The organism is Epibacterium sp. MM17-32, from assembly GCF_022348205.1.
Lineage (GTDB): Bacteria > Pseudomonadota > Alphaproteobacteria > Rhodobacterales > Rhodobacteraceae > Epibacterium.
Genome location: NZ_JAKRFC010000028.1, coordinates 1 through 20,124, shown reverse-complemented (window position 1 = coordinate 20,124; position 20,124 = coordinate 1). Strand labels below are relative to the sequence as shown.

The window sequence follows — 20,124 nt, the reverse complement described above, 5'->3', positions numbered from 1 at the left end:
ATCCGTCATCTCCCGTCGTTCCTGCGTCGCCTCGCTGGCTCAGCGTCCCGTCCGGTGTCTCTCAGCAGCGCCTCAGCGCCGCCGGTGAAGGGGGTTCTAAGCATAACCTCAGATGCCCGCAACCCCTTTTTTGCAAAACTGTCATTTTTTCACCCAAATCCAACAAAACAACATGTTTTCATGGAGTTACAAGACGCTCAAAGTGATGCCGACATTGAGGATTTTGCTCACCCTCCCCAAACTTGAAGGTTTGCCGTGAGATGAATCATGAAGCCATGTCTATATATTGCGGTCGAAACTCTGGCACACACCAGAGCGATGCGGAATCGGCGACTCGAGTCGCCCGCCTGCCCGCCGGACATTCGCCCTATAGGTCGATTTCCAGCACCCCGTCGGGGTCCGCTGCGCGAGATTGGCACAAGACTATCGCATCGCGCCGTTGCGCCTTGGACAGAACGAAGTCGCGGTGCTCGGCCTCTCCGGCCAGCAATCCGCATTTGCAGACGCCACAGATACCGTCAGCACATTTCACATCCACATGGATGCCCTGCTCGGCCAATGCATCCGTGGCGGTTTGCTCCGCACTCACATGGATATCGCGACCAGAGCGCGCCAATCTCAAGACAAAGGGGTGATTTTCGTACTCTGGCTGCTCAGGCACAGAGAAATACTCCAGATGCCTCGCGTCCTCCGGAAAACCGGCAGCCTCAGCCGCAGTCATGACAGCTTCCATATAGGGCGCGGCCCCACAGGTGTAGACGTGCCAGCCCGGCTGATACCCCGACAGGATCTGATCAAAGGCTGCCCGCGTGCCTTCATGAGATATATGGAGGTGGACCTTGGACGCCCATGGCATCCGGGCGAGATCATCGAGGTAGCCGCCCTGCTCCCGCGACTTGATCGAATAGTGGAACTCAAACTCCGCGCCCAGCGCATGCAAGCGGTGCGCCATGGCGATCATCGGGGTGACCCCAATCCCGCCCCCCATCAGAAAGGTCTTGCTGGCGCTTTCATCGAGCGGAAAGTGATTGATCGGGCGAGAGATGAAAATACGGCGCCCTTCCGAGAAGATCCTGTGCAAGAGCTTTGAGCCGCCACGCCCAGCCTCTTCTCGCAACACGCCAATCTGGTAATGCGAGCGATCCGCCGGATTGCCCGACATGGAATACTGACGCAGGAACTCTGGGGCGACGACGATATCGAGATGCGCTCCGGCACTCCATTCCGGAAGATCGGAGCCATCGGCGGCACGGAACTCGTATTTTGTGACTCCTGCGGCCATCTCTTCGACCTTTGAGACGATCACCTGCAGAACCGGGCTTTCGTCATCATTGGTATAAAGATGATCCCAACCCCCGGTTTCGCCCCGCTCCCTGCGCTGTTTGTATTCCTCAGCGGTGATCATAGCCTGATAGGCTTCGATCCCGGCTTCGCGATCCATCGGAAACGGATAGGGATAGGGGTGCGGTGCGAGGTGAGCCGGGTAGACCGCCAGCGTCTGATCCTCGTAGCGCAGGTTGAGGTCCTTTTGCAGATCCCGCGCATTCACCGGATGCCGGGTCGGGCGATAGGCGCCGTCTTCTTCCAGTTCCAGATCCCACCACCATTTCTTGGTCGGGTTCATCTCGCCATGGCCCAGCATATCGTCGAGCCGGGCGAGAGCGGGAGCGGCCTTGGGAATGTTCATCGCCGCCCAGCGGAAAGGTTTTTCCGCAAAGATCCCTTCGAGGTTCCAAGGACAGGTCTTCATGCACCGCCCACACATCGCGCCGCCGGGGGTGGTGATCCGGTAGGTGGTGCATTTCTGGCTGTCGGATTTCCAGATCTCGTAGCCGTTGAACATCAGCTTCGGACCCGCAGTGATCGCGCCCGACGGGCATTCGCGCGCGCATTTATTACAGGATTCGCAAAAGGATTGCAGGCCGAAATCAATCGGCTTGTCATGCGCCATCGGCATGTCGGTGGTCACCACACCGGATTTCAGGCGCGGACCGAGGAAGGGGTTGAGGATCACCTCGCCAATGCGTGAGACCTCACCCAGACCGGACAGCAACAACAAGGGCGGTTGCAGAACCTCGCCATCCATCACCGTATGCGCCTTGGCCTTATAGCCAAGATTTCGGATCTGGCGTGCAATCACGCCCCCCAACAGCGAGAACCGCAGATACGCGCGCATGGATTGCGCAACCGCAATCCAATCGTCACCTGAGGTCCCTTCGGTGGTGTCGAACCCCTGATCCACGATCATCGAAATCGCATGCGGCTGATCCGGCACAATGGGCGTGCCGGTGGCGTCATGGCTGTACCATGTCCAATCCGGGCAACGGCTGATCCCGACCGCATCAATCCCCAACCAATAGGACGCCGCTTTCACCATATCCGCATTGCGCATGGCATCCGTCGGACGGGGCCCGTCGGCAGGCGTGCCGTCCTGCAACAGCACAAACGCCCCAAGCATTCGCCGCTGCGCCATTGAAGGCGCCGCCTTGCGGACATAAAAGCCGCCGGTCGCGGCCTTTTGGTTCCCCTTGCCCATATCGCCGAACTGGGCACGGGCAAACATATCGGCCCGTTTGGGCACACGGGCCACGCGCGCCTCATCTATATATGTCGTGGGCGTCTCCACCCGCTTCAGCGTCTCGAACGGGTGCGGGCCGTCGCGAAAATCGCGGTCTTTATAAGGATCACCGTTCAGGGCAGACCGCTCTGCCCCTGCCCCGATCCACCAGCGCAAATCGCGCCCCTTTTGTCCGGGCTGTTCGGGCAGCGGCGCTAGGGGACGATCTTCGGCCAACTCAAAGTCCGTGGTCACGGCTGCCAAACCAAATCGGGTGCCTAAATAGGGCGCAACAAGCTGGCCGTCTTCCATACGCACCAACCCCGCCGCAACCGCGAGACGGTTCAGATCCACATCAGACGACGTCCCGGTATGCGCCTTGGCATCCCAGCCGAGCAATCGGATGTAGTTGGCAATCACCACCGCCGTTTCGGCGCTGCGCAAACAGGCCCGATGCGCCTCCGCGCCCTCGATCCAATCGCACCCAGTCTCTTCCGGGTGAGGATCACGCGGCATTTCATAGAGGAACACAATCGCATGACGATGCGCACCAATCGTGGTGGGTGGCGCGTGCATGGCTTCTTTGAGGTCCGCCATGATCATGTCGATCCCCGAGGCCAGCGTCTTGGTCTGACGCGTCTTCAGATCCTCGGCCAGACGGTCGATGTCCGGGTTGTGCCAAGGATGTGCCAAACGCGCCTCATCCCTCATTGGCCCGATGCCCACCATGGAGGCATCCGCAAAGTAGCCAAAGGCTTTGATGTGATCTGATCGCTCTTGCAGATCGGCCGGCACCTCGCCGCGAGAACCATTCACCAGCCCATCACGGATCGCATCCATCATCGCCTGATATTCGCACATCGCATTGATGATGCTGTCGGGCTTTTGCGGGCGGCGGAAATCGAGCGGCGCCGAAGGCGGCACCTCGCTCAGATCTGCATGATCGCAGCGCTTCAATCGCTCCAGCGGGAACGGCCCCAAATGAACCGGCCGATTCCGGGAGGAAAAGAAACGAATGGACATGCTGGCTCTCCTGCGTCGGATGTGGCGTGCGCCTGAAAACGGCGGCGCGGCTCGCGTGTTATCGCGGCTACCCTGCATCTGGCAGAATGAAGACGCCTGACGTGCCGACAGGTGGCACAGACTATTGGGCTGGATACCCCAACCGGATCAGCAACCCCGCCCCATCAACGCCGATGAGGCCGTTTTGGCCCTCGGCGTTTCAGGTCGCGGGAGGCCGAGGGGAACACATCCTGAAAGCTGTTCGCATATCCCTGTCGTGCCTGCGCGACATCATCAGCTGTGGGCGCGGCGCGCCTCGGCCACCAGGGCTCCGATATGAGCGATCTTCTCGACGGTCATCGGCTTGCTGTAGAACGCCTTAACCGCGTCGTAGCCTTCCGCCGCTTCCTGGTCGCGCGGATCCATCGAGGTCGAGATCACCGCAACCACCTGATGGGAAAAGGCTTCACCGAATTCCGCCGACGCCGCCGCGAGAAACTCCAGACCATTCATCGCTGGCATATTGATGTCCAGAAAGATCGCATCACAGGGCGCGTGGTCTGGCCTGCGCAGATACGCCAGCGCATCACGCGCATAATAGCAGGGGATCAGGTCCACAGCGACATTCGCTTTTTTGAAGAGACGCCGATACGCAAGGTGATCGAACTTGTCGTCATCCACCACAAGGACACGCGTCAACTCCGCCGCCGCGTTCATGACCCCGCCCCCCAGAACCGAACACTGAAACAACTGCCCTTTCCGGGTTCGGACCGCACCTGTACAGATCCACCGTGAACATGCGCAACCCGCTGACACAGCGCCAGTCCGATGCCGGTTCCGGGATAGTCGTCATGCGTGTGCAACCTCTGGAACAATCCAAAAATCCGTTCCTGCTGCGCAGCCGCGATTCCGATACCATTGTCGCGGACCGACACTTCCACTTCGCAATCATCGACGTCGCTGGTGGCCTCGACATGCAGAATGCAGGGGCGGTCTGGCGCTCTAAACTTCAGCCCGTTGGAGATCAGGTTTTGCAACAGGCTGCGCACCTGCGTCGGAAGGCCTCGTATCACCGGAAGCGCTCCGACATGTACCTTCGCCTGCGCCGCGTCGATGTCGGCACGCAGATCCGCCAGCACCTCTTTGCAGAGCTGCGCGAGATCGACTGGCTCGAACCGAGGCTCCAACCCAACCAATTGCGAATAACACAGGGTATCAGCGATGATCCGGGACATGCGTGCGGCTGTCGTGCGCGCCGCAAAGATCAGCTCCTGCCCGTCTTCATCGATGCAGTCCTGATAGTCCGAAGCAAGAAAATCCAGCATATTGGTCATGGTATTCACGGGCGACTTCAGATCATGCGACAGCGCATAGGTGAACTGCGACTGTTCCTGATTGGTCTGCCGCAACTGACCGTTCAGCGCCCGCAATTCCTCGACCTTGTTCTGCAATTCGGCGGTACGCGCCCGCACCTGCTGATCCAGCTGGTCACGCTGCAAGGTCAACATGCCGGAGAGTTTGCGCAGCTCTTCCTCGACGCGGCGGCGTTCGGCGATCTCGTTTGTCAGCGTTGCAACGCTGGCGCCATAGCCGCGCAGCGCCATGTCGTAGACCGAGACCGCTTCGAGATAGAAGGCCTCGAGCCGGGTTTCGGTAAGCTCCCGATCTGTACTGTCCGCCCGCAGTTCGCGCGCGGCATGAAAGTGGATTTCGCCGATGTCGCTGATCGCAACCTGCGCCTGCAATGCGGCGCGCGCGCATTCATATGCCTCCAGAAGGTCCGCCTCACCGCCGTTTCGCGCATAGGCAATCAGGGCCTGCCGGTATCGGCGTGCCGCGTCTCCGTTCAACGGCTCAGGGTCAATCAGAGACAGTGCTTTCATCTCGTTGCCTCGACCTTAAGAACCAGCGCAAGGCAGTCATCTGATGGGCGACCATAGGTCTCCAGGATCGTGTCGGCCTGCGCTTGCACATTATGCCCGTGTATGGGGGCCCCGCGGTAGGATCGCCGAACCCCGTCTGTTGTCAGAACCAGCACGTCACCCGCTTCGAGTGCGATATCTATGACGCGGATCCCGTCATAGGCGACCCCAAGCGTGCCGCTTCTCTGGATCAGGCCGCCATTTGGCATTCCGCACCGCAGATGCAGCCCGTCGACATCGCCAACGGCCGCCCAGGATGCCGACATCGTCCGCAAGGATACCGACACGGCCGCCATTGCCGCCCCCCTTACACGCCGTAAGGAGTCATGGGCCGATGCAAACATATGCTCGAGCGAGGTACAGTCCCGCTGCTGCACCGCCCGTAGCCCGATGGTCGCCGCCTGATGTGCCTCCGCGCCGCTCCCCAGACCGTCGATCACAACCGCACATATGTCCTCGCCATCGCGCAACAGCATGTAGCCATCGCCACTGTATCCCGAAACCTTGGCGCGCCCTGCAACGGCCCAGTTCAGGACATTGGAACTGCCGACGATATCGATCCGCCCTGCCACTATCTCCCCATCCACTTGATTGCCGTGACGACGACGCCCTCGCCCACGGCGGTAACGACATCAAAGTCGTCCATGATGCGCTTCGCCCCCGGCAGTCCGAGACCAAAACTGTTTCCGGTGGAAAACCCGTCCGCCATTGCCCGTTCCAGGTCCTCGATGCCGGGACCGTGGTCGCGGGCGATGATACGCAGCCCCATCCGGCCCCGCCGGCGTACCGGTGTGATTTCGATTTCGCCCTTGCCGGCGTAATTGACGATATTGCGCGCGAGTTCGGAAATCGCAGTTGCGATCAGGGCCTGATCCGGCCGGCTGTACCCCATTCGTTCGGCAATCTGACGACCGGACTGGCGGGCGGAGATGACATCGGAATCTCGACGAATGGCTTGAATATCGCCACCAAGCGCCCCCTCTACCTGCATGCTAGCCGGCCTCCAGCAAGGCCAGGCCACGGTCCAGATCCAGCGCCGTCGCGACATCCGGCAAGGTGACGCCCAGCAAGACCATGGAATAGGCTACATCCGGCTGGATCCCGACGATCACCAGCCGCGAGCCGCGCAACCGCACCGCCTGAGCCATATCCGACAGGCTGCGCGATCCAAAACTATCGAGCACATCCAATGCGCTCACGTCGACGATCACGCCACTGGCCCGACAGCGGATCACCTCTTCGAGAATGCGCAACTGAAGATCCAGAATGTCCCCGTCGCTCAACTCTTCCTGAATCGACGCGATCAGCACGTCTCCCTGGCGCAGAATGGGCACACGGCTGCTCATCCCCCTACCCTGCCATCAAGCGGTCGGCCAGCTCGATGCCACTTTCCAGATCTCCGGCGGTCTGCAATTTCTCTGCGGTGACACCGACCTTTACAAGCGATTGCGCCACCTCTGCCGACAGTCCGGTCAAGACAGAGCGCACCCCCATGAGCCGTGCTGCCGACATCGTTTGGATCAGATGATTGGCCACCGCACTGTCCACCGCGGCGACGCCGGTGATGTCGAGCACCACTGCCCGGGCCCGGTGCGCCCGAATACCCTCGAGCAATTGCACCGTCAGCGCCCGTGCACGAAAGCTGTCCAATGTCCCGACCACGGGGATCAGCAATAGGCCGGGGCGCAGTTGCAACACAGGTGTCGGCAGTTCGCTCAGCTCCCGCTCGCGATCCCGGATGGTCTCTTCGCGGGTGTCCACATAGGTCTCAAGCGCCAGCGCCATGTCAAAATGCGCGAATTTGAACAAGGACAGCAGCAGTGGGAAGGCCGCGTCGGGCTCTTCCTTCATCCGGTCGAGCACGATCGTCGCGAGGCGGTTCAGATAGAAGGCATACGCGCCGATATACAGCGTCGGCGTGACCCCCGTGCGTTCATGAATGCCGCCGATCCGGCGACGATCCGCGATGTAATCGTCATCCAGCTCCGCGGAGATCAATTCCCTGAAGTAGCGCAGCTGCCCGGCTTTGACCTTTTCAACGTGGTCGGGGCCGTGGAAATGCTGCGCCGCCACCGGGTCACTGAGCAGATGTTCATAGAAGGTTTCAATGATCGCTTCGGCCACACTCTCGGAGATTTCGCCGAGCTGCATGGTTCGATCCCTGTCCTCCGGCGACAGGTCGAACCATTTCATCGCCTTTTGCAGATCATAACCATCGCGCGCATCCTCCGCCGAGGACGCAATAATCTCGAGCATGGGACACCTCGAACCGCCTAACACTACATCGTAACACCCCCAACCCTATGCCCGCGTCGTTAACAGGACCTTAATCGCGGCGTCTGCGTTTGGGGGAGGCGAACGTGCCCTCGCAGACGTCGATCCGCGCGCGCCAACCCCCGGTCGTTATTGCGCGGGCATACGCGCCACCACCTTGATTTCGAAATCAAATCCAGCGAGCCAGTTTACCCCGACGGCGGTCCAGTTTGGGTAGGGGGCATCCGGAAACATGACCGCCTTGACCTCCATGATATCAGCAAACTGCTGTTCCGGATCCGTATGAAACGTGGTCACATCCACAATGTCGGCAAATGCGCACCCGGCCGCGTCAAGAACAGCGCCCAGGTTCTCAAACGCGCGCTCGACCTGCGCCTTGAACTCCGGTTCCGGGGTGCCATCCTCGCGACTGCCGACCTGCCCCGAAACAAACACCAGGTCTCCTGACCTGATCGCGGCGGAATACCCATGCTGCGCATAGAGCGCGTGGCGATTTGCTGGAAAAATCGGTTCATTGTTCAGTGCCATGACAACCTCGCAGAGATAAGAATGGTAGGATCACGCGCGTTCATATACGCTACGTATGTCAAATAATCAGATACGCGCCGTATGTCAATTGGCATACGCATTATATGTGAAGGGAATGGATTGAATGGCACCACGATCTCGCGCCGAGAAGATGGAAGAAACCCGACTGAAACTGATAGACGCCGGGCGCCGAGCGTTTGCCGAAAAAGGCTTTGCCCAGGCCTCCATGGATGAGTTGACCGCGGAGGCTGGCCTGACCCGCGGAGCGCTCTATCACAATTTCGGCGACAAACGCGGGTTGCTCGCAGCAGTTGTCGACCAGATCGACAGCGCCATAGCGGCGGATGCCAAGGCAGCGGGTACAAAAGCCGGAGGCGGTTGGCCCGGATTACTGGCAGAGGGTGCGGCCTACATCCGCATGGCACTCGAACCGGAAGTGCAGCGGATTGTCCTGCTGGACGGACCTGCGGTTCTGGGCGATCCGGCGCAATGGCCCAGCCAGAACAAATGCCTGCAAGCCACAATCATGACCCTGCAGGAGTTGGCACAGGCGCATATCATCAAGCCGGTTGACATCGAAGCGGTCGCGCGGCTGTTGAATGGCGTCGCCCTGAATGCAGCCCTGTGGGTGGGCACCAGCGACGATCCGGAAGCCACGCTTCCCAAAGCGCTTGCCGCCTTTGAATGCCTTGCCTCAGGCGTTCTAAACACTCATCCCGAGTAAGAGCCGCAACTGCCCCCGGCCAGATCGTGATCACGGGCCGGAGAGGCGCACAGCCTGGCGTTGCCGGCCGACGGTGGGACCGCCGCAGTGCAGTGGCATCCCCCCGCGGACAGGATCCGAGGGGAGATGCAACGTCCATCAGACCGCAGAGGCATCAGGGTCTGGCGGCAGTGATCCTGCACCAGACCCTGGCCTGTGGTCACCAGAGATCAGTTCAGATCTTTGGCCCGGGCAGCGTCAATGTCGGCTTCGGCCCGAGCAACGGCTTCGGTCAGGGCCGTAAAGGCTTCTTCGCCCTTGTCGACATTGGCCTTGAACCAGTCATAGACCGGGGACGCGGCCTCTTTGAAGGCGGCTTTCTGCTCGGGCGTTGGCACGTAGAGATCCCCGCCGCCGGCAACGAAGTCCTCATAGGCTGCGATGGATTTGCGCTTGGGCGAGGCAAAGGTGGCCTGTTGCAGCGCATAGAAGCCATCGACGACCACCTGACGCATGTCTTCCGGCATCGCCATGAAGGTTTCGTTCGACATCCACCACAGCGCGCCCATGTAGGCATGACCGTCCAGCGTCACATACTGCAAACCCGCATCCGGGAACTTCATGCTCATGATGTCGGTGATGCCGTTCTTCGACCCTTCGACAACGCCGGTCTGGAACGAGGTGAACAGCTCCGGCCACGGGATCGGCGTCGGCGACGCACCAAGGGCCTTGACCAGCTCTTGCGGCAGGTCGGCAACCACGGTGCGGATCTTCAGACCTTCCATATCCGCAGGCTCGGCCACCCGTCGCTTGGTATTGGCAAAGTTGCGCCAGCCGCCGGTGTTGCCGATGGTCATCAGGCGGATGGTATCGCCGGAGTCCTCAAGCGCCATGTCGCGGATGGTGCGGGTGAAATCCCCGGACAGCACATGCTCCGCCACCCGGTCGTCGGCCATCAGATAGGGCAGGTCCAGCACCTGCACATAAGGGAACAGACCGGACGCGCCGCCAGAGGTGGAGATATAGACGTCGATGGACCCATCGGCGACGCCTTGCAGGCATTCCGCCCCGTTCGAGCACAGCTGGGTTCCGATGAACAGCTCCACCTCGATCGCGCCATTGGAGGCTGCTTCGACGTAGTTCTTGAACACCACGAGGCCGTCATAGTCCTCGTCGTTTTCGTTGGAATTGGCCGTCGCGCGGATGGTATAATCCGCGGCCGAAGCCGAGAGCGCAGTCCCAGCCATAAGTGCCGCGACTGCGACGGTCTTCAACGCTTTCTTGAGCATTTAGTATCCTCCCTGATGCTCTTGATTTTAAAGTCAGTTCACGAACCCCGTCAGGCGTGGGATCGTCATCGAGATGGCCGGGACAAAGGTGATCAGGAAGATCACCGCGATTTCCACGGCCAGGAACGGCAGAATGGCACGGGCGATCGTGGTGACCCGCTCGCCGGAGACGGCAGAGGCCACGAACAGGACCAGCCCCATCGGCGGCGTCGCCAGACCGACGGTCAGGTTCACACACATGATGATGGCGAAGTGCACGCTGTCGACCCCAAGGCCCGCAAAGACGGGACCAAGGATCGGACCGAGAATGATGATCGCCGGCCCCGCGTCCAGAAACATGCCAACCACGAACAACAAGAGGTTGATCAGGAACAGCAGCAACAGTGGATTCTCGGTCAGCGCCAGGATGAATTCTGCCAGCTGCTCCGGCGCATGGCTGAGCGATACCACCGTCTTGAACGACATCGCCGCACCGACCAGCAACAACACCACGGCAGAGGTGATCCCGGCCCGCGTCATCACATCCGGCAGCTCTCGCAGTTTCAGCGTGCGCAGCACAAAGAGGCCGATGAACAGCGCATAGGCAACCGCGACCGCCGCGGCCTCCGTCGGGGTAAAGACCCCGGCGAGGATGCCCCCGAGGATGATGACCGGGGTCAACAGCGGAAAAAAGGCCTTGAGACTGGCCTGTCCACGTTCGCCCCAGCTGTAGCGACGCGAGGCGACGGGAAAGTCGTATTTGTCCGCCATGACCTTGATCATCCCCATCAGGCCAAAGCCGACAAGCGCCCCCGGCACCAGGCCCGCCAGGAACAGAGCTGCGACGCTCTCTCCCATCACATAGGCATAGATAATCATGATCCCCGAAGGAGGGATGATCGGGCCGATCACCGAGCTTGCAGCAGTGATCGCCGCGGCGAATTTGCGGGTATAGCCCTGTTTTTCCATGGCCGGGATCAACATGGAGCCCAGCGCGGAGGTATCCGCCACGGCGGAGCCCGAGAGCCCGGCAAACAGCATCGAGGACAGCACGTTCACATGCGCCAGCCCGCCGCGCAGGTGCCCCATCAGGGCCTGCGAGAACTCCACTAGCCGCAGGGTGATCCCGCCCTTGTTCATCAGTTCGCCCGCCAGCATGAAGAAGGGGATCGCCATCAGCGGGAAGCTGTCCATGCCGTTGTAGAGATTGCGGTACAGGAGCGTGATGTCGCGCTCCTGCCCGCCCAGCCACAGCATGATGCCAGGCGCGGCCAGAAGGCCGAAGAAGACCGGCAGCCCCACCATGAGGAAGACAAGGAACAGCGGAAGGAACCAGATCAGCATTATTCGGCACCTCCCGCCGTGGCGAATTCGATTTCCGGCAGCCGGTCCGCGCCGCCCAACAGGGCAACAACGCGGTGCAGGATCAGTTCAACATTGACGAGGATCAGCAGCACAATGCCAACGAGCAGCGACAGCATCATCCACGAACGCGGGATCCGGAACCAGCTGTCGAACCCAAGCGAATTGGGCAGATAGAGCGACGCGGTGGCAAAACGACCGCCGATCCCCGTCACCTCTCCGATGCCGATTTTCACGGCAACCACCAGGACCAGCAGGCTCAGGCAAAGAAGCACCAGCGACAGCAGCGACCCGATCCGAACCGGGAGCATCGCCGACAGCGTGTCGATGGCGACAAAGCCCCCCTGTCGGAACGCCGTCGGCGCCATCAAGCCGGTCATCCAGAGCATGCAGAAACGCGCCGCCTCGTCCGGCCAAGGCAGCGCGTTGTTCATCACATAGCGAAAGAAGACCTGGATCAGGATCGCAACGACCATGGCGGCCACAGCAATACAGCCAACCCAGCGCCCGAGGCGCAACAAGGTTGCGTTGATCCAGTACAGCGGTGTCACCACCGCCATCAATGCGTTCATCTTGTTCCTCCCCAAACGACAGGCCGGGCTCCTCCGCCGGCGCAGTCAAATCGCGCGGCCTAATGCGCGGTAATGCGGCCCATCTGTCCCTTGAAGAAGGCAAGCGCCTCGCCCTCCTCGCGCATCTCCGCCCGGTTCACGACGCCCAGCACGATGGCATGGTCTCCTCCGTCGTAGACCGCGTGGCGGGTGCATTCGAAACGCGCCAGACAGCCCTCCAGCACCGGAACGCCCTCCGCGTTCAGGGCCAGATCAAGATCGCGCAGCCCCGCGGCATCCTTGGCGACGCTGTAGCAAAGGTCCTGCTGGTCGGCGGCGAGCACGTGAATCGCGTAGTGCTCGGCCTTTTCAAAATGGGGAAAGCGGCGCGAATTGCGGTCCGGCGACCAGAGCACCATCGGCGGCGTCAGCGAGACCGACGAGAAACTGCTGGCGGTGATTGCCACCACGCCCTCGGGCGTGTTGGCCGTCACGATGGTCACCCCGGTGGCAAAACGGCCAAAGGCATCGCGCAGCAGGCGGGTGTTGCTTTCATCCGGCACAAAGGCCTTCTGCATCTTGTCGTTCATTTGCAGGCCCATGTTATGCCACCTCCCGGCCCAAAGCGGCCTCGTAGAGGCGGAACCAGGTCTGGCGATCCAGCTCGACCTTCTGGGCATCGGAAATCGTTGCGATGCGGGCCAGGTTGTTGGTGCCCATCACCGGCAGGATCTTGGCCGGATGCCGCAGGAGGAACGCAACGGCAACGGCCGCACGATCCACCCCTTGCGCCGTCGCCACCTCATCAAGGCGCGACGCCAACTCACCCGAGCCTGTCATAAGGCTGCCGCCACCGAGCGGCGACCAGGCCATCACCGCGTCCCCTTGCATCTGGTGGAACGCCAGATCGCCATTGGTGAAAGGAGACACTTCCGACAGCGAGATCTCGATCTGGTTGGTCACCAGCGGGTTCGACATTGCCGATTGCAGCAGTTTCCAGTCCCAGGGGCGAAAGTTCGACACGCCCACGGCCTTGACCTTGCCGGATTTCACCAGATCATCCAGCGTGGCGCCGGTCTCGTGGTGGTCCATCAGCGGGTCCGGGCGGTGGATCAGCAGAAGATCGATCTGCTCGATCCCCATCTCTGTCAGTGATCGGTCCACCGCGCCCTCGATATAGGCCCGCGAGGTGTCATAGTATTTGACCGGCTTGTCGCTGTGCAGGCCGATGGGCGCAACGATATCGCATTTGGTCACGATCTCCATGCGGTCGCGCAGGGCCGGGTTGGCCTTGAGCGCAGTGCCAAGGATGCCCTCGGCACCATAATCGCCATAGATATCGGCCTGATCGAAGGTGGTGATCCCCTGTTCGAGACAGGCGTGGATCTTGGCCTCGACATGTTTCACGGAGGTGTCGTCGTCATCACCGATCCGCCACATGCCGTAGATCAGACGGGAAAATTCCAAGTCATCAGAGAGTTTTACGCGGTCCATCAGCGACGTACTCCTACACCAAGGGGTGTTTCTGGGGGGCTCGCCGGTACACGGCCATAGGCCTCGGGCAACGAGCAGGTTTTCATGTTGGGCAGAATGCGGGCACCGAAGTGCTTGGCCTCGTCGATATGCGGATAGCCGGACAGGATGAAGGCGCGGATTCCCATCTTCTGATAGGCTTCCAGCTTGCTCATCACCTGATCGGTAGAGCCAACCAGCGCCGCGCCGCAGCCCGAACGCGCGCGCCCCACACCGGTCCAGAGATGCGGCTCGATAAAGCCCGCGTCATCCGCGACCTCACGGTTTTTTGCCTGGTGGCTGACCCCAAGCGATTTTGCATCAAGAGCGCGTTCGCGGATCGCGGTACCCTGTTCGTCATCCAGCTTGGACACGATGTGGTCCGCATACTCCCGGGCTTCTGCCTCGGTATCGCGCACGATCACATGCACGCGCAGACCATAGTCCAATGTGCGATCGTATTTCTCGGCGACGGAGTGCACGGCCTGCATGCGGCCTTGCAGCTCTTCCATCTTTTCCGGCCACATCAGGTAGACGTCACAATGCTGCCCGCACAGCTCCAACGCCGAAGGGCTGTAGCCCCCGAAGTAGAGCAGCGGGCCGCCGGTCTGATACGGACGCACCGGATCGGTGGTCAGGCCCTTGAAGTTGTAAACCTCGCCCTCGTAGTTGATCTCATCCCGTGTCCAGGCCTGTTTCAGGATCTCCACCACCTCGCGCGAGCGCTGATAGCGATAGGCACTCTCCGCCTTCTCTCCCGGAAAATCGGAGGAGATGATGTTCACCGTCAGCCGCCCCTCAAGCATGTGATCGAGGGTCGCGATGGTGCGGGCCAGCATGATCGGCTGCATTTCACCGCAGCGTACGGCGGCCAGCAGGTTGATCTTTGACGTGATCGGCGCGCAGCCCGCGACAAAGGACAGCGTGTCCTGCCCGACCTGGTAGGAGGACGGGCACAGGATGTTGCGAAACCCCTGCGCCTCGGCGGTTTTCACGATCTCCGAACAATGTGCCCATGACGACCGCAGGTCGCCGTCCGGAACGCCGAGAAACTGATAGTCGTCCGAGCAGAGCGCGGAAAACCATGACACTTCGGCAGCGTCCAGATCGGGCGATGTGATGGGAACGACGGTCATTTCTGTCTCCTGGCGGGCAATCGAATTTCCTCTTGCGTAGCAGCAGATTTAAAGTACATCAATGGTGCATCAATTATTTCTGCCCGTCTACACTCCTGCGCATGGGATCTCGCATGACACCGCCGAACGACCTTGACCGCACTGCCCCAACGGCGCTTCCCATCTATATGCAGATCAGCGAATTCCTGATCCGCGAGATCGCCGCCGGCCGTCTGGTGGATGGTCAGCGGCTGGCGCCGGAACGGGATATGGCCAAGAGCCATGGAACGACGGTGCGGACCCTGCGCAAAGCCCTGTCGGAGCTGGAGAAAAAGGGGATGCTGGAGCGCATCCAGGGGTCGGGTAATTACATACGCGCCAACCACAAGGTGCAGAGCGTCTATTCGATGTTCCGGCTCGAACTGACCACCGGCGGCGGCCTGCCGACGGCCGACATCCTGGAGGTCGCAGCGGTTCCCAAACCGGCTGACCTGCCCGCCTTTGGCACCGCCGATCATGGCACGCGCGTGCGCCGGCTGCGATTCCTGAACCGCACGCCCATCGCTGTCGAGGAAATCTGGCTCGATGGCGATGCCGGCATCATCAAACCCGAGAGCATGTCGGATTCGCTCTATCGGACCTACCAGATGCAACTGGGCCTGATCATCGCACGGGCAGAGGATCGCGTGTCCATCGGCCAGGTGCCCGATTGGGCGCCACAGGGCTTCGCGCTCGCGCCCGGCACGCTCACCGGATACATCGAACGCTTCAGCTGGGCCGACACCGCGTCCCCGGTGGAGTTTTCCCGAACATGGTTCGACACAAGCAAGGCGCTCTACGTGCAGCGCCTGATTTGAGGGAGACAGTCTTGTCAAAAACAATCAACTACGGCGTCATCGGCTGCGGCATGATGGGCCAGGAACACCTGCGCAATATCGCGCTATTGGACGACACACGCGTTGCCGCCATTTTCGAGCCGGATGCGCATATGGCCGAGGAGAGCCGCAAATTCGCGCCCGATGCGCAATTCGTCGACAGCGTCGATGCGCTGCTCGCGGTTGAGGATCTGGATTGCATCCTGATTGCCAGCCCGAACTATCGCCATGTCGAGCAACTCGAGGCTCTGGCCACGGCGCGCCCGCTGCCCGTGCTGGTCGAAAAACCCCTGTTCACCGATCCAGCCGATGTGGCCCGGCTGGACGCGTTTCGCAGCACTTACCCCGCGCCGGTCTGGGTGGCGATGGAATACCGCTACATGCCGCCCGTCGCGACCCTGTTGAACGAAGTCGAAGCGGCCACCGGCGGCATTCGGATGCTGACGATCCGCGAACACCGCTTCCCGTTTCTGGAGAAAGTCGGCGACTGGAACCGCTTCAACCGCTACACCGGAGGCACCTTCGTCGAGAAATGCTGCCATTTCTTCGACCTCATGCGCCTGGCGCTGAAATCCGAACCGGTCCGCGTGCTGGCATCCGGCGGCAGGGATGTGAACCACCTGGACGAGAGCTATGCAGGCGAGGCTCCGGATATTCTCGACAACGGCTATGTGATCGTTGATTTTGCGAACGGATCCCGTGCCCTGCTGGAGCTGTGCATGTTCGCCGAAGGATCCCGGTATCAGGAGGAAATCTCTGCCGTGGGCGCTAAAGGCAAGATCGAGGCACTGGTGCCCGGACCGGGCCGGTTCTGGCCAGAACATCTGGGCGCCCCGCCCGTGCCGCAGGTCGTGGTGTCGCCGCGCGCGCCCAAAGGACCAGAGGTGCGCGATATTCCCGTCGATCCAGCCCTGCTTGAGGCAGGCGATCACAACGGCTCCACCTTCTACCAGCATCAGGGTTTTCTCGAACTGGTGCGCGGGCAACGTACACAGCCGGACGTGAGCCTCGACGATGGGCGCATGGCCGTATTGATGGGGATGGCGGCGCAGATGTCGATGCAAGAGCACCGCGCGGTCGAGATCTCGGAGCTGATGTCCACAGCGGCCTGACGGGCCCTGCCGGATGTGCACTCGCACTGTACATCCGGCAGGCAAGCGCCGTCGAGAATAGGGGCAGGCCTACATCGCAGGCATCCCTTGCTCCGGGCGCTCTGCCGATCCGGTTCGGAGCCCGGTCACTCGGATGCGTCTTTCGCCCGAAAGACGCCGCCAGACCCGCACAGATCAAACGCCCCGGAGCCCGCCCGCGCGGGCTCGGCCTCTCCGCGCAGCTCCACCGACCTCAACCCTGTGCCATACTCAAGCGGCGCTTGCGCCCAGTCTCGCGCCGCCAGCCCGGGCGTCTGCACACCCACCGCTGCCGCCCGGGCAATCTGGGGGGCGGCACTGCTTGTCCCGCCCTGACGCACGATGGAACCGCTCCGGGACCCGGCCCCCAGCACCCCGCGCAGAACCGCGCTGTCATCGCCGCGTCCCGTCAGATCCGGCCCCACGCGGTCTGCCGCATATCCGGAAGCAGGTTCATTCAGGGGACCCGCCGCCGAATAGGCGGACAGCTCACGGTCCTTGCCGACAAACGCAGCCACCGCCACCGCCGATTGGCCGCAGGCATAGCCGCTCAGCGTCATCGCCCGGCGCACAGGAGACGTTGTATCCTGGGGATCGACGGCAAGCGGACGCCCGAAGGGACCAAAGCGGACATAATCCGCGTTGTCGAAATACGCCTGGCGCCCGCCGGGTTTGAAACCGGGCAGCGTTTCATCCCGCCGAACCCAGGCCTGCATGGCCCCCTTGGACCGTTTCCGACGCCTGATCTGCACCACCCACCTCCCGCAGGGTGCCAGAGGCTCCTCCGCGATCAGGCTGGCGGTCGGGTTGAGGGATAAAATCGCACGCCCGCGCTCTACCGGAGCAGGCACATGCTCATAGGAGAGACGGGCGATTTCCTGCCCCGCTGCGTTTAACAGGGATGCGCAGGTTCGGCCCGCCGTGATGATCGCAACACCGTCGCCAAACGGGGTTGAAACGCTGATTTCCGCCTTTTCCTCTGTGCCATCAGCCGAATACGGCAGCCAGATCTGGACCTGCGTCGCTGTGCGATCATCCGGCTGCACCATCAGATCCAACTGGGTCTTGCCGCGCCCCTCGGGGATCTCCCCATGCATGCGGCTGAGGTTCAGATTGCCTGCCGCCAGAGTAAGCCACGCCGGTTGCTGCGCGGCGGCGGCGCCGTTCTCCGCAAAGAAATGATCGAACAGGGTGGCAAAGGGGCCGGTCCCATCATGCGGTCCGCCCGCGTTGCCAAACGACAGGTTGAAGACCACCGGCGCAAATGCACCATCTTTGGTGCGAAACCGTCGCGCCTGCTTCATCAGCATGTGAAACGACAAATACAGTGCGGGCAGCATTTCGACACCTGTCGTATCCTCGACCAGCCGCGCCGGAAGCGCCGCGCAGATGATCGGCCGATTTCCGGTCTGCTCCTGCATTGGGTACCCGGCGGCCAGCCCCATTACATGGGTGCCATGCGACGCGCGCAGAGAGACGGTGGAAAACACCTCTCCGTCATAGTCCGCCTGCCCCGTGCGTGCATAGAACAGATCCTCGTCCAGCAGACCATTGAACGTACAGGCGGCCAACAATGCGTCGATCTCGTCGCGCCCGAAGGTCCGACCTGCACTTGCCCGGCTGGGGCGCGCCCCCTTGCGCGCTTCGAGCAGCGCGGCAAACTCCACCCGCGTCGCCACGGGCCCCATGCGAAACAGGTTGTTGGCTATGCCGATACCATCGTCGATGACCGCCATGACCACGCTGTCATCGGCGACCTGGATCACACTCGTCTCCGGCCAATCCGCCGCGAAATCGAGCACATTTCGGGCGGTCAGAGCGCCCAGCGTCAGCGCCCGCACGCCAAAGCGGTTGGCGGCGTCCGGGTCGTCCGGTCGCCGGTTCAGCGCGTGCACAAAATCCTGCCGGGCATAGATCACAACGGGCTGCACGTCGGCGGCCGCCTGCCGGTCATCCGGATCATAGGCAACCGGAACCAGGAAATACGGTGCTGCCCCCGCGCCCCCATAAGCCTCTGCCTTGGCAATAAACGCCTCGATGCTGCCTTCGATCTGCAACAGCACCGACCACCATTTGGCGATCTGGCTCTCGGGATTTGCATGCGGATGCCGTGTGAGCCGGAAATCCGCCTCCTGGCTGAGGATGCTCGCCGCGCGAGCGCTATCAGATGCTGATGAAACCGCCATCGGCTTATCCTGCCACTGTACTGGAGGGCGGCAGATCGCGCCATTCGGCGACGGCGGCCTCCCAGAGCCAGTTCAAAAGATCGGACGGAGTATCCCGAGCACCCTTGTGCGCCTTTGATGTGCCCCAGCGACAGCCGTCAGTCACGACCTTTCGGTGCAGGCGATCCGTTGCTGGCTCATAAAGCGCGTGCCAGTCGAAATCGAGCCTGCCCTCAAAACCCGGCCCATCAAAGCCGGCGGACTCCCAGCTGCCCCCTCGCGTGACATTCTGCATGTGCTCCGCAAGCACAAGGCCGAGCATCGCGCCGGCGGCGCTGTCGACGGGGAAGTGCACGCCTGCCACTGTCCGGTTGATTGCGATACGCGCGGCCTGACGCATCAGCATGTCCCCCCAGTAGGCGTGATCGCCATATTGGGGCGCCTCGCTCTGCCGCATCAGTTTCCAGATAAGCCGCGCGATCAGAAAAGCCTCTGTCGCATGTCCGCTGGGCAAGGACGCATGTGTCGGCGTTGGAATGATCGGTTGCACCTGTGGTGAGAACTCGATCGGCCGCTTGACTGCCAACGCAAACTTCAACCGCTGGATCGTGGAGAAGGCAAACGCCGCCGCCAGGCCCAGGAGCTCCAACGTCCGAGGCGTGCGTGCGGGATCGATGTATCCGATGCTCTGGAAGAACGGGAACGGCAGGCTCAGCTGCGTGAGGATTTCGGCCGTCCTGTCCCCACGTATCTGCGCGTAGCCCGCAACATAGTTGAGCTGTTGGACAAGCTGATCGATCGCGGGCGCTTTCATCCGCAGCATCTCGGTGTATTTCAATCCGCCCCCGTTGCCCGTCGCACCAGATCGGCGCCAGACCGTCGCCGAAACGCACTCCGAGGCACCGGCCTCTGACGTGACATCAATCGTGGGTGCCAGAACCGACATGTAGATCGCGGCCTGTTGTTCCGGCGTCAGCCGTTTGAGCGCTTCCGGATTGCCCGCGCTGGCCGGTCGCGGTGGCGTAATGTGCTCGATCTGGCTGCTGACGATTCCATCGCGGTGGGGTGCCCCCACTGAAGTGGTCCACCTTTTGGGATAGGAATATCCCGTTTTCAGGAGGACGACGAGATGGCAGGCAAACGAGAGAAGCCCGAGGACA

20 protein-coding genes are annotated in these 20,124 nt (G+C 61.6%); 4 read left to right on the top strand and 16 right to left on the bottom strand.

The genetic code is table 11. From position 1 onward, the window contains the following. The coding region (locus MHM88_RS22755; RefSeq protein ID WP_239369243.1) for a hypothetical protein at positions 1 to 246 on the top strand (246 nt) is incomplete at its 5' end. A gap of 121 nt (positions 247 to 367) precedes the next feature. Here MHM88_RS22755 and MHM88_RS22750 read toward each other — a convergent pair. From MHM88_RS22750 to MHM88_RS22715, 8 genes are all read right to left on the bottom strand, one after another. Further along, entirely contained in the window at positions 368 to 3,580 is a 3,213-nt protein-coding gene (locus MHM88_RS22750; protein WP_239369242.1) for a reductive dehalogenase domain-containing protein, read from the bottom strand. A 273-nt stretch (positions 3,581 to 3,853) separates the two neighbouring features. Beyond that, entirely contained in the window at positions 3,854 to 4,276 is a 423-nt protein-coding gene (locus MHM88_RS22745) for a response regulator (protein WP_239369241.1), read from the bottom strand. Next, positions 4,273 to 5,442 carry an ATP-binding protein gene (locus MHM88_RS22740; protein ID WP_239369240.1) on the bottom strand — a complete coding sequence of 390 codons (1,170 nt, stop codon included), beginning with the start codon at positions 5,440 to 5,442 and terminating at the stop codon, positions 4,273 to 4,275. Before MHM88_RS22740 ends, MHM88_RS22745 begins: the two co-directional genes overlap by 4 nt. Beyond that, positions 5,439 to 6,053 (bottom strand): SpoIIE family protein phosphatase, encoded by a 615-nt coding sequence (locus tag MHM88_RS22735; RefSeq protein ID WP_239369239.1) that lies wholly within the window; start codon positions 6,051 to 6,053, stop codon positions 5,439 to 5,441. Before MHM88_RS22735 ends, MHM88_RS22740 begins: the two co-directional genes overlap by 4 nt. After that, positions 6,053 to 6,472 (bottom strand): anti-sigma regulatory factor, encoded by a 420-nt coding sequence (locus MHM88_RS22730; RefSeq protein ID WP_239369238.1) that lies wholly within the window; start codon positions 6,470 to 6,472, stop codon positions 6,053 to 6,055. The genes MHM88_RS22735 and MHM88_RS22730 overlap by 1 nt, the downstream gene beginning before the upstream one ends. Before the next feature lies 1 nt (position 6,473). After that, complete coding sequence (locus MHM88_RS22725; protein WP_239319176.1) at positions 6,474 to 6,827, bottom strand: STAS domain-containing protein; 354 nt, start codon at positions 6,825 to 6,827, stop codon at positions 6,474 to 6,476. A gap of 4 nt (positions 6,828 to 6,831) precedes the next feature. Further along, complete coding sequence (locus tag MHM88_RS22720) at positions 6,832 to 7,737, bottom strand: protoglobin domain-containing protein (RefSeq protein ID WP_239369237.1); 906 nt, start codon at positions 7,735 to 7,737, stop codon at positions 6,832 to 6,834. Between the two features lie 147 nt (positions 7,738 to 7,884). After that, on the bottom strand, positions 7,885 to 8,283 hold the full coding sequence (locus MHM88_RS22715) for a RidA family protein (protein WP_239369236.1): 399 nt from the start codon (positions 8,281 to 8,283) through the stop codon (positions 7,885 to 7,887). 124 nt (positions 8,284 to 8,407) lie between these two features. Between MHM88_RS22715 and MHM88_RS22710 the strand changes: the two genes are divergently transcribed. After that, on the top strand, positions 8,408 to 9,007 hold the full coding sequence (locus MHM88_RS22710) for a TetR/AcrR family transcriptional regulator (RefSeq protein WP_239369235.1): 600 nt from the start codon (positions 8,408 to 8,410) through the stop codon (positions 9,005 to 9,007). Between the two features lie 209 nt (positions 9,008 to 9,216). On the opposite strand, the gene dctP is transcribed toward MHM88_RS22710, so the two are convergent. Genes dctP through MHM88_RS22680 form a run of 6 tightly spaced genes read right to left on the bottom strand, consistent with a single transcriptional unit; the run spans position 9,217 to position 14,815 of the window. After that, the gene (gene dctP / locus MHM88_RS22705) at positions 9,217 to 10,275 is read right to left on the bottom strand and encodes a TRAP transporter substrate-binding protein DctP (protein ID WP_239319170.1); all 1,059 of its coding nucleotides are present in this window, start codon (positions 10,273 to 10,275) and stop codon (positions 9,217 to 9,219) included. Positions 10,276 to 10,308: 33 nt separating this feature from the next. Further along, positions 10,309 to 11,598 (bottom strand): TRAP transporter large permease, encoded by a 1,290-nt coding sequence (locus MHM88_RS22700; RefSeq protein WP_239369234.1) that lies wholly within the window; start codon positions 11,596 to 11,598, stop codon positions 10,309 to 10,311. Then, positions 11,598 to 12,188, bottom strand: coding sequence for a TRAP transporter small permease (locus tag MHM88_RS22695; RefSeq protein WP_239369233.1), 591 nt, complete (start codon positions 12,186 to 12,188; stop codon positions 11,598 to 11,600). The genes MHM88_RS22700 and MHM88_RS22695 overlap by 1 nt, the downstream gene beginning before the upstream one ends. 59 nt (positions 12,189 to 12,247) lie before the next feature. Beyond that, a complete protein-coding gene (locus MHM88_RS22690; RefSeq protein ID WP_239369232.1) occupies positions 12,248 to 12,769 on the bottom strand; it encodes a flavin reductase family protein in 522 nt (173 codons plus the stop codon). A gap of 1 nt (position 12,770) precedes the next feature. Further along, positions 12,771 to 13,661: an aldo/keto reductase family oxidoreductase gene (locus tag MHM88_RS22685; RefSeq protein WP_239369231.1), complete on the bottom strand. Its 891-nt coding sequence runs from the start codon at positions 13,659 to 13,661 to the stop codon at positions 12,771 to 12,773. Beyond that, complete coding sequence (locus tag MHM88_RS22680; protein WP_239319166.1) at positions 13,661 to 14,815, bottom strand: LLM class flavin-dependent oxidoreductase; 1,155 nt, start codon at positions 14,813 to 14,815, stop codon at positions 13,661 to 13,663. The genes MHM88_RS22685 and MHM88_RS22680 overlap by 1 nt, the downstream gene beginning before the upstream one ends. 113 nt (positions 14,816 to 14,928) lie before the next feature. Here MHM88_RS22680 and MHM88_RS22675 point away from each other — a divergent pair, with 113 nt between their 5' ends. Together MHM88_RS22675 and MHM88_RS22670 are read left to right on the top strand one after the other, a co-directional pair. Beyond that, positions 14,929 to 15,651: a GntR family transcriptional regulator gene (locus MHM88_RS22675; RefSeq protein ID WP_239369230.1), complete on the top strand. Its 723-nt coding sequence runs from the start codon at positions 14,929 to 14,931 to the stop codon at positions 15,649 to 15,651. Positions 15,652 to 15,662: 11 nt separating this feature from the next. Then, complete coding sequence (locus MHM88_RS22670) at positions 15,663 to 16,781, top strand: Gfo/Idh/MocA family protein (RefSeq protein ID WP_239369229.1); 1,119 nt, start codon at positions 15,663 to 15,665, stop codon at positions 16,779 to 16,781. 125 nt (positions 16,782 to 16,906) lie between these two features. Here the strand turns inward: MHM88_RS22670 and MHM88_RS22665 are convergent, their stop codons facing one another. Continuing rightward, positions 16,907 to 18,985, bottom strand: coding sequence for a S8 family serine peptidase (locus tag MHM88_RS22665; RefSeq protein ID WP_239369228.1), 2,079 nt, complete (start codon positions 18,983 to 18,985; stop codon positions 16,907 to 16,909). Between the two features lie 4 nt (positions 18,986 to 18,989). After that, the coding region (locus MHM88_RS22660; protein WP_239369227.1) for a phosphatase PAP2 family protein at positions 18,990 to 20,124 on the bottom strand (1,135 nt) is incomplete at its 5' end.

What these genes read in the sequence shown, in the direction of transcription:
- MHM88_RS22685 (WP_239369231.1), bottom strand. Translation starts at nt 13,661, where the DNA reads ATGGACCGCGTAAAACTCTCTGATGACTTGGAATTTTCCCGTCTGATC.
- MHM88_RS22745 (WP_239369241.1), bottom strand. Translation starts at nt 4,276, where the DNA reads ATGAACGCGGCGGCGGAGTTGACGCGTGTCCTTGTGGTGGATGACGAC.
- MHM88_RS22750 (WP_239369242.1), bottom strand. Translation starts at nt 3,580, where the DNA reads ATGTCCATTCGTTTCTTTTCCTCCCGGAATCGGCCGGTTCATTTGGGG.
- MHM88_RS22730 (WP_239369238.1), bottom strand. Translation starts at nt 6,472, where the DNA reads ATGCAGGTAGAGGGGGCGCTTGGTGGCGATATTCAAGCCATTCGTCGA.
- MHM88_RS22715 (WP_239369236.1), bottom strand. Translation starts at nt 8,283, where the DNA reads ATGGCACTGAACAATGAACCGATTTTTCCAGCAAATCGCCACGCGCTC.
- MHM88_RS22680 (WP_239319166.1), bottom strand. Translation starts at nt 14,815, where the DNA reads ATGACCGTCGTTCCCATCACATCGCCCGATCTGGACGCTGCCGAAGTG.
- MHM88_RS22690 (WP_239369232.1), bottom strand. Translation starts at nt 12,769, where the DNA reads ATGGGCCTGCAAATGAACGACAAGATGCAGAAGGCCTTTGTGCCGGAT.
- dctP (WP_239319170.1), bottom strand. Translation starts at nt 10,275, where the DNA reads ATGCTCAAGAAAGCGTTGAAGACCGTCGCAGTCGCGGCACTTATGGCT.
- MHM88_RS22710 (WP_239369235.1), top strand. Translation starts at nt 8,408, where the DNA reads ATGGCACCACGATCTCGCGCCGAGAAGATGGAAGAAACCCGACTGAAA.
- MHM88_RS22665 (WP_239369228.1), bottom strand. Translation starts at nt 18,985, where the DNA reads ATGGCGGTTTCATCAGCATCTGATAGCGCTCGCGCGGCGAGCATCCTC.
- MHM88_RS22720 (WP_239369237.1), bottom strand. Translation starts at nt 7,737, where the DNA reads ATGCTCGAGATTATTGCGTCCTCGGCGGAGGATGCGCGCGATGGTTAT.
- MHM88_RS22740 (WP_239369240.1), bottom strand. Translation starts at nt 5,442, where the DNA reads ATGAAAGCACTGTCTCTGATTGACCCTGAGCCGTTGAACGGAGACGCG.
- MHM88_RS22700 (WP_239369234.1), bottom strand. Translation starts at nt 11,598, where the DNA reads ATGCTGATCTGGTTCCTTCCGCTGTTCCTTGTCTTCCTCATGGTGGGG.
- MHM88_RS22675 (WP_239369230.1), top strand. Translation starts at nt 14,929, where the DNA reads ATGACACCGCCGAACGACCTTGACCGCACTGCCCCAACGGCGCTTCCC.
- MHM88_RS22725 (WP_239319176.1), bottom strand. Translation starts at nt 6,827, where the DNA reads ATGAGCAGCCGTGTGCCCATTCTGCGCCAGGGAGACGTGCTGATCGCG.
- MHM88_RS22695 (WP_239369233.1), bottom strand. Translation starts at nt 12,188, where the DNA reads ATGAACGCATTGATGGCGGTGGTGACACCGCTGTACTGGATCAACGCA.